Source organism: Bacteroidota bacterium (genome assembly GCA_038746285.1).
GTDB lineage: Bacteria > Bacteroidota > Rhodothermia > Rhodothermales > JANQRZ01 > JANQRZ01.
In genome coordinates this window covers 24,641-32,568 of record JBCDKT010000046.1, presented here as the reverse complement: position 1 = coordinate 32,568, position 7,928 = coordinate 24,641, and the positions used below count along the sequence as shown (strand labels likewise).

The 7,928-nt window shown below is 66.7% G+C and carries 8 protein-coding genes and 2 tRNA genes; all 10 read right to left on the bottom strand.

The window, feature by feature from the left end; all coding sequences use genetic code 11:
- A partial coding sequence (locus AAGI91_13700) for a hypothetical protein (GenBank protein ID MEM1043667.1) occupies positions 1 to 264 on the bottom strand: 264 nt, incomplete at its 3' end.
- A 160-nt stretch (positions 265 to 424) separates the two neighbouring features.
- The gene (locus AAGI91_13695) at positions 425 to 1,444 is read right to left on the bottom strand and encodes a LacI family DNA-binding transcriptional regulator (protein ID MEM1043666.1); all 1,020 of its coding nucleotides are present in this window, start codon (positions 1,442 to 1,444) and stop codon (positions 425 to 427) included.
- 22 nt (positions 1,445 to 1,466) lie between these two features.
- Positions 1,467 to 1,554 (bottom strand) — tRNA-Ser (locus tag AAGI91_13690).
- 57 nt (positions 1,555 to 1,611) lie between these two features.
- Positions 1,612 to 2,943, bottom strand: coding sequence for an NADP-specific glutamate dehydrogenase (gdhA, locus tag AAGI91_13685; GenBank protein MEM1043665.1), 1,332 nt, complete (start codon positions 2,941 to 2,943; stop codon positions 1,612 to 1,614).
- A gap of 210 nt (positions 2,944 to 3,153) precedes the next feature.
- On the bottom strand, positions 3,154 to 3,339 hold the full coding sequence (locus AAGI91_13680) for a hypothetical protein (GenBank protein ID MEM1043664.1): 186 nt from the start codon (positions 3,337 to 3,339) through the stop codon (positions 3,154 to 3,156).
- Positions 3,340 to 3,440: 101 nt separating this feature from the next.
- A complete protein-coding gene (locus AAGI91_13675; GenBank protein MEM1043663.1) occupies positions 3,441 to 4,280 on the bottom strand; it encodes an RNA polymerase sigma factor RpoD/SigA in 840 nt (279 codons plus the stop codon).
- 262 nt (positions 4,281 to 4,542) lie between these two features.
- Positions 4,543 to 4,632 (bottom strand) — tRNA-Ser (locus AAGI91_13670).
- A gap of 85 nt (positions 4,633 to 4,717) precedes the next feature.
- Positions 4,718 to 5,638, bottom strand: a complete 921-nt coding sequence (gene atpG, locus AAGI91_13665) for an ATP synthase F1 subunit gamma (GenBank protein MEM1043662.1) — start codon at positions 5,636 to 5,638, stop codon at positions 4,718 to 4,720.
- Positions 5,639 to 5,687: 49 nt separating this feature from the next.
- Positions 5,688 to 7,280: a F0F1 ATP synthase subunit alpha gene (atpA, locus tag AAGI91_13660; protein ID MEM1043661.1), complete on the bottom strand. Its 1,593-nt coding sequence runs from the start codon at positions 7,278 to 7,280 to the stop codon at positions 5,688 to 5,690.
- 53 nt (positions 7,281 to 7,333) lie between these two features.
- A complete protein-coding gene (locus AAGI91_13655; GenBank protein ID MEM1043660.1) occupies positions 7,334 to 7,888 on the bottom strand; it encodes a F0F1 ATP synthase subunit delta in 555 nt (184 codons plus the stop codon).
- Between the last annotated feature and the right edge of the window lie 40 nt (positions 7,889 to 7,928).

Below are 7,928 nucleotides of genomic sequence, written 5' to 3'. Positions count from 1 at the left end.
CGCGCCGGGGTTGATGCCGACCGAGAGCCCGGTGTCGGGCGTGCCGTCGGAGCCGACGCCGGGGCCGACGCCGATGCCGATCATGTCGGCCCCGCCGGAGAAGACCTGCACGTCGTCCACCGTGCCGTCGTTGAAGTCGTCGATGACCACCTGGGCGTGGGCCGTCTGGGGCGCGAGTGCGGGCCCGGCCAGCAGTGCAGCGGCCACGAGCGCACCGCTAAAGCGGGAGAGCGGAGCGAGAAGAGAGGGTAGCAGATGGGTCATGGTCGGTCGCGGTCTGGTGGATTGTTTGCGTTGAGAATGGCCCCTTGAAATATAGCAGCCACGCCTTAATATAGTAGATATGAAAACGTTTTCAAAGTGGGATATGGTCCCCGCCGTTCCAGTCACATATCGCACATACGCCGTCTCGGCGGCGAGGCGTCTAGGCCTCTTCGTCCGGTATCGTTCCCACCGTCGACCTCCGCACGACCAGTTCGACGGGCACCACCTCTTGCCGAGGTGCGACGATTCCCTCTTTGTCTTCCAGCCGAGCTATGAGGTAGCGCACTGCCCGGTAGCCGATGTCCCGGATGGGCACCCGGACCGTCGTGAGAGGCGGAAACGCGTACTGCGCGCTCATCACCCCGTCGAACCCGGCTACGGCCATCTCGCTGGGCACTGGCACGCCTGCTTCGCTCAGAGCGCTGAGGACGCCCGCCGCGCAGTAGTCGTTCGCCGCGACGACGGCTGTCGGTCGCGGATCGGCCGCGAGCATCAGCCGTGCGGCGTTGTAGCCTGCCGCCTGTGTGTACTCGCCGTCGTACTCGAGACCTGCCGTGTCGAGGCCGGCCTCGGCCATCGCCGTTCGGTAGCCGCGCAGCCGTTCCTGCATGTCCCACGTCCCCGGCGCGCCCTTGACGACGGCGATCCGGCGGTGGCCGAGCCCGAGGAGGTGCTGCGTCAGCGCAAACGTCCCCCCGAAGTTGTCGAAGTTCAGCAGGTCGGCGGCACCGCTCTCGACGGAGGTGTTGATGAAGGACGCTGCCATGCCCGAGTGGAGAATCGACTCCACCCCCTCCGCGCCGAGTTCCGGTGCCATCACCACGAGCCCGTCCACACGCCGGTCCATCGCTCGGACGGCGGCGTTGAACTCGTGCCGGTGACGGTGCGAGGTCGAGATGATGAGGAACCGGCCGCTGTGCTGCGCCGCCTCGTCGAGGCCGTTGAGAAACTCGGCGAAGAACTCACCGCTCACGTAGGGCAGCAGCACCCCGATGCCGCCGGTCTCTTTGCCGAGCAGGCTGCGGGCAACCGGGTTCGGGCTGTACCCGAGCGCTTCGGCGGCCTCCACGACGGACCGCCGCTTGTCCTCGTGGACGGCGGCCGTGCCGTTGAGCACGCGCGAGACGGTCGAGATGGACACCCCGGCGCGGCGGGCAACGTCGCGGATGGTGACGCTCATGGCGAGAACAGAGAGGACCTACTGGCGGAGGGGGTGGGATTCGAACCCACGGTACCTTGCGGCACGCTGGTTTTCAAGACCAGTGCATTCGACCGCTCTGCCACCCCTCCAGGCGGCCATAGAACATACCGACATCGTCGTGCGCTGGACTGTTTGCTTTCTGTGCGCTACACCGTCCCGTAGGCCAGGAGCGCGTCGGCCACTTTGACGAAGCCGCCGATGTTGGCTCCCTGCACGTAGTTGACCCGGTCACCGCCGCCGCCGTGCGCGACGCACGTCGCGTGGATGCTCTTCATGATGCCCTGGAGCCGCTCGTCGACCTCCTCGCGCGACCACGAGATGCGCATCGAGTTCTGCGTCATCTCCAGGCCGGAGATCGCCACGCCGCCCGCGTTTGCGGCCTTGCCGGGGCCGTACATGATGCCTGCCTGCTCGAATCGGTGCGCCGCCTCGGGCGAGCTCGGCATGTTGGCCCCCTCGCAGACCAGCGTGCAGCCATTGTCAAGGAGGGTCTGTGCGTCGTCGTCCTGGATTTCGTTCTGCGTCGCCGACGGGAAGGCGGCGTCGCACGCGATGCCCCACGGCTTGGCACCGGCTTCGAAGCTGAGCCCGTCGCGGCTGGCGAGTTCTTCGAGGCTCCCGCGGCGGTTGTTCTTGAGGTCCATCGCCGCGTCGAGGTCGTCCCGCGTCAGGCCGCCTTCGGCGTGGAGCGTGCCGGAGCGGTCGGAGAGTGTGAGCACGGTCGCGCCGAGGTCAAGGAGCTTCTCGGCGGTGAACTGGGCGACGTTGCCGGAGCCGGAGACGAGGCAGCGCGTGCCCTCGATGGACGCGCTCCGGTAGGCGAGCATCTCACGGGCGAAGTAGACGCTGCCGTAGCCCGTAGCCTGAGGCCGGATCAGGCTTCCGCCCCACCCCGTGCCCTTGCCCGTGATGGCCCCGGTGAAGGCGTTTCGGAGCCGCTTGTACTGCCCGAAAAGGTAGCCGATCTCGCGCCCGCCGACGCCGATGTCGCCCGCCGGCACGTCCGTGTTCTCGCCGATGTGCCGGTGCAGTTCGGTCATGAACGCCTGGCAGAAGCGCATCACCTCGCGGTCCGACTTGCCCTTCGGGTCGAAGTCGCTGCCGCCCTTGCCGCCGCCCATCGGGAGGGTGGTCAGGGCGTTCTTGAAGACCTGCTCGAAGGCGAGGAACTTGAGGATGCCGAGGTTGACCGACGGGTCGAACCGGAGCCCGCCTTTGTACGGGCCGATGGCGTTGTTCTGCTGCACCCGGTAGCCCCGGTTGACGTGGACGGCTCCGCTGTCGTCTTCCCACGCCACGCGGAACATCAGCACCCGGTCCGGCTCGGCGATGCGTTCCAGCACGCGCGCCTCCTCGTACTCGGGGTACGCGTTGATGTGGGGGATGACCTTTTCCGCGACCTCGCGCACCGCTTGCAGAAACTCGGGCTGGCCGGGGTTGCGGCGCTCCTGCTCCGCCATGAACGCGTCGAGCTGCATACTGTCCTCTCGCCTGGGTGAATGGGAGAGACAGGATACAACCCGGGCTGCAAAAGAAGCGCTACGCCGGGACTGGAGCACGTTGCGCTGGGGTCCGGTGCAGCGGCGCGCTCGGCGAGCGTGCCCTACCAGACATAACCCTAGTGGATATAGCGAGGTACGGAGGCCTCGCCGAGGCGTCCGCTCTGCCGAACCGCTCCGCAAAACACGCTAGGAACCGACGACGTACAGGAGCACCATCAGCACCAGGAAGCCGAGGCCCATCGAGCCGAGGACCAGTGCCGTCTGCTTGCCGTCGTAGAACGTGTCCTCCCACATCGAGACCGGGGCCGGATCGGCACCGTGGTGGTGGTCGTCCCCATGTGGGGCGCTGGGCGGATGGGAAGACTCGGACATGAGACCAAGAGCGGAAGGGAGAAAGAGCGGAAGCGAGAAAGAGGGACGCGCTGGCGAGTTCAGAATGCCTTTCGCTCTTCCCCGCCTCCGCTCTTCCGGTCCTAGTTGAGGTGCGCCCGGATGTCGGCGTGGGCGTGGTGGCGGCGGAGCTTGCGGAGCGCCTTCTCCTTGATCTGCCGCACGCGCTCGCGCGTCAGCCCGATCTGCTCGCCGATGGCACCGAGCGTCAGCGGACGCTCGCGGCCGATCCCGAAGTAGAGCCGGGTGATCTCGGCCTCGCGCGGCTGAAGCTGGCAGAGGATGCGCTCGACGTCGATCTTGATCGACTCGGCCGTGATCGGCTCGTCAGGCGAGACGAGCTCTTCGTCGGGGACCACGTCGAGCAGGCTCTGGGTGCCGTCCTCGGAGAACGGGGCGTCCATCGAGAGCGAGCGGCGACCGTGGCGGAAGCCCTCCTCGACTTTGTGCGGCTTCATCTCGAGCTCGCCCGCGAGTTCGTCGACGGTCGGGGCGCGGCCGTGCTCCTGGGCGAGGCGAGCGCTGGCCTTGCGCATCTTCGAGAGCGTCCCGATCCGGTTCTGCGGCAGGCGGACGGTGCGGGCCTGGTCCGAGAGCGCCTTCAGGATCGACTGCCGGATCCACCACACGGCGTACGAGATGAACTTGAACCCGCGCGTCTCGTCGAAGCGCTGGGCGGCTTTGACGAGCCCGTAGTTGCCTTCCGAGATGAGGTCGGAGAGCGTGAGGCCCTGCCCCTGGTACTTCTTCGCCACCGAGACGACGAACCGGAGGTTGGCCCGCACGAGCTTGTGGAGCGCCTCCTGGTCCCCCTGCTTGATCCGCTGCGCGAGGTCTACCTCTTCGTCGGGCGTGAGCAGCTCAACCTGGCTGATTTCATCCAGGTACTGGTCCAGCATCCGCTGCTGTCGGGGAACGTACATACTCGTCGGGTCTAGTCTAAACGTGGGAGGGGTCGAACGGGACGCTGCCCCCTCTCCTATGGTGAAAACCCTTATCCGTTTCCAAAGCGGCGAGATCGGGGTGCTTTTTTTTTACTCTTCCCCGTTCTTTCGCTTTCTTGACCGGCCGCGCTAGCATTGGCCGTGTTCTGCGCTGCGTACAGCGTTCTGCTGAACAGGCCTGATTAGGGAAGCCCGCCGCCGAGTGCTTCGGCAGCGGGCTTCGCCGACCCTCAGGTCGGGGCGGAGAGGGAGGGATTCGAACCCTCGATACCGCTATAAACGGTATACTCCCTTAGCAGGGGAGCGCCTTCAGCCACTCGGCCACCTCTCCGGTCGGGAGTTACTGACTGCCGTTTTGGATTCGGCAGGGAGCGAAGATAAATCCGAACGCCCGGAATCCAAAAGCGAAGATCGCGCTAGCCTGCCTGGAGCGCTTCGGCCCCGGACGAGATCTCGATGATCTCGGTCGTGATGGCGGCCTGGCGGGCGCGGTTGTAGGTCAGCTTGAGCTGGTCGAGGAGTTCGCCGGCGTTGCTCGTCGCGTTGTCCATCGCCACCATCCGGGCCCCCTGCTCGGCGGCGTTGCTCTCCAGGACGACGCGCCAGAGCTGGTAGCTGAGGTACTGCGGGATGAGCTGCCGGAGGATCGACTCGGCGTCGGGCTCGAAGATGTAGTCCACGTCGCGGCCTAGCTCTTCCTCGGCGCTGTAGCCCTCGTCGGCCTCCATCACCGGCGTGGTGAACGTCCCCTGCGGGACCGGAAGGAACGGCTCGACGATGCGGTTCTGCGAGATTGTGTTCTTGAACTCGTTGTAGACGACCACGACCTCGTCCCACTCGCCCTCGATCCAGCCCTCGACGGCGCGGTCAGCGATCGCGTCGGTGCGGGCGAACGAGAGATCGTTGAAGAAGCCGCGGTAGTCGCCCTCCATCGTGAAGCCGCGCTTGCTGAAGTAGTCATGCGCCTTGCGTCCGACGGCGAGGATCTTCAGGCGCTCGGTGCCGCGCAACTCGGCGAACTGCTCGCTGATCGCGGCCTCGGCGCGCTTGAGGATGTTGGTGTTGAACGCACCCGCGAGCCCGCGGTCGCTCGTCACGACGACCATCAGCACGGTCTCGACCTCGCGGGCCTGGAAGAGCGGGTGGCTCGCCGGGTCCACGAACTCGCGGAGGTGGGCGATCATCTCGCGGATCTTGAACGCGTAGGGGCGGGTCTGGAAGATCGACTCCTGCGCCCGGCGCAGCTTCGCCGCCGCCACCATCTTCATGGCGCGCGTGATCTGCTGCGTGTTCTGGACCGACCCGATGCGGGTACGGATGTCGCGAAGACTAGCCATCGAGATTCAGGTGGTAGGGGCGACCGGCCGGTCGCCCCTACAGGTTCGTTTACGAGACGTAGACGCTGACGAGGTCTTCGGTCTCCTGGCGGAGCGCGGCGGCGACCTCGTCCGACATCACGCCGGAGGTGCGGATCGAGGCGAGGGCGTCAGCGTGCTTGGTCTGGAGGCGCTCGCGGAAGTCGCGCTCGAAGTCGCGGATCTTGGCGACGGGTACCTGGTCCAGCAGACCCTGGCCGGCGACGTAGATGACGGCCACCTGCTCCTCGACCGGGATCGGGACGTACTGGCCCTGCTTGAGGATCTCGACGAGGCGCGCGCCGCGGCTCAGCTGGCGCTGCGTGGCCGGGTCGAGGTCGGAGCCGAACTTGGCGAAGGCTTCGAGCTCGCGGTACTGCGCGAGGTCGAGCCGGAGCGTGCCGGAGACTTTCTTCATCGCCTTGATCTGCGCGTTGCCGCCGACGCGGGAGACGGAGATGCCGACGTTGATCGCGGGGCGGACGCCGGCGTTGAAGAGGTCCGGCTCGAGGTAGATCTGCCCGTCGGTGATCGAGATGACGTTGGTCGGGATGTAGGCCGACACGTCGCCAGCCTGGGTCTCGATCACCGGGAGCGCCGTCAGCGAGCCGCCGCCCTTGACCTTGCCCTGAAGTGACTCGGGGAGATCGTTCATCCCGCGTGCGATCTCGTCGTCGGCGGTGACTTTCGCGGCGCGCTCCAGGAGGCGGCTGTGGAGGTAGAACACGTCGCCGGGGTAGGCTTCGCGGCCCGGCGGGCGGCGGAGCAGGAGCGATACCTGGCGGTAGGCGACGGCCTGCTTCGAGAGGTCGTCGTAGATGGCGAGGGCGTGGCGGCCGGTGTCGCGGAAGTACTCGCCGATGCACGCGCCCGCGAACGGGGCGATGAACTGCATCGGGGCCGGGCTCGACGCCGGGGCGTTGACGATGACAGTGTACTCGAGCGCCCCCTCCTCTTCGAGCGAGCGCATCACCTGCGCCACCGTGCTCGCCTTCTGGCCGACAGCGACGTAGACGCAGTAAACGGGGCTGTCGCCGCTCTCGTGGGTACGCTTCTGGTTGATGATGGTGTCGATCAGGACGGCGGTCTTGCCCGTCTGCCGGTCGCCGATCACGAGCTCGCGCTGGCCACGCCCAATCGGGATCATCGCGTCGATGGGCTTGATGCCAGTCTGGAGCGGCTCGGTCACCGGCTCGCGGTAGATCACGCTCGGGGCCTTGCGTTCGAGCGGCATCTCCAGCTTCTCGCCGCCGATCGGGCCTTTACCGTCGATGGGGTTGCCGAGCGGGTCGATCACGCGGCCTAGCATCTCTTCGGAGACCTGGATCGAGGCGATGCGCCCCGTCCGGCGGGCCTCGTCGCCCTCCTTGACCTCGTCGACCTCGCCGAAGAGCACGGCCCCGACGTTGTCCTCTTCGAGGTTGAGCGCCATGCCGGTCACGCCGGAGCCGGGGAAGTCGATCAGCTCGCCGGCCTGGACGTTCGAGAGGCCGTAGAGCCGGGCGATCCCGTCGCCGACCTGGAGCACGGTGCCGACCTCGTAGACGTCGGTCTCGGTGGAGAACCCGCCGAGTTCGGTGCGGAGAACGGAGGTGACTTCGTCGGGGCGAATAGCCGTTGCCATGAGGGTTGGGTGTCGCGGTAGGGGCCGGTTTGAAACCCGCCCGTACGGGGTTGTCAGTTACTCAAATAGGCGCGCTCCTCGAACTGGTCGCGGAGCGTGGAAAGCTGGTGGCGGACGCTGCCGTCGTAGACCCGGTCGCCGATGCGGACGATCACGCCGCCGATCAGGTCCGGCTCGATCTCGATCTTCAAGCGGACCTTCTGCCCGGTGCGCGCTTCGAGCGCCTTGCGGAGCGATTCGGTCTCGTCGAACTCCATCGGCATCGCGGTCCTGACGGTCGCCTCGACCAGGCCGAGGCGCTCGTCGCGGAGCGCGGCGTACTGCCGGACCACACCGGGGAGGATGTCCTCGCGCCCTTTCTGGATGAGCATCCGCATCAGGCGCACGATGAGCGCGTCGAGCTTGCCGTCGAAGAGCGAGCCGGTCACGGCCTCCTTCTTCTCCCGGGAGACGATGGGGCTGCGGAAGAACTGGTTGAGGTCGCGCGAGGCGTCGAGCGTCTCGTGCAGGCTCTGCATGTCCTCGTCGACCGTCTCGGCCTTGCTCGCCGCCTCGGCCTCCTGGTAGAGCGCCTGGGCGTAGCGCCGGGCAACGATGGCATCACTCATGTCGAATGTCGAGTTGTGAGTGCCAAATGTCGAATGTCGA

What these genes read in the sequence shown, in the direction of transcription:
- AAGI91_13695 (MEM1043666.1), bottom strand. Translation starts at nt 1,444, where the DNA reads ATGAGCGTCACCATCCGCGACGTTGCCCGCCGCGCCGGGGTGTCCATC.
- gdhA (MEM1043665.1), bottom strand. Translation starts at nt 2,943, where the DNA reads ATGCAGCTCGACGCGTTCATGGCGGAGCAGGAGCGCCGCAACCCCGGC.
- AAGI91_13680 (MEM1043664.1), bottom strand. Translation starts at nt 3,339, where the DNA reads ATGTCCGAGTCTTCCCATCCGCCCAGCGCCCCACATGGGGACGACCAC.
- AAGI91_13675 (MEM1043663.1), bottom strand. Translation starts at nt 4,280, where the DNA reads ATGTACGTTCCCCGACAGCAGCGGATGCTGGACCAGTACCTGGATGAA.
- atpG (MEM1043662.1), bottom strand. Translation starts at nt 5,638, where the DNA reads ATGGCTAGTCTTCGCGACATCCGTACCCGCATCGGGTCGGTCCAGAAC.
- atpA (MEM1043661.1), bottom strand. Translation starts at nt 7,280, where the DNA reads ATGGCAACGGCTATTCGCCCCGACGAAGTCACCTCCGTTCTCCGCACC.
- AAGI91_13655 (MEM1043660.1), bottom strand. Translation starts at nt 7,888, where the DNA reads ATGAGTGATGCCATCGTTGCCCGGCGCTACGCCCAGGCGCTCTACCAG.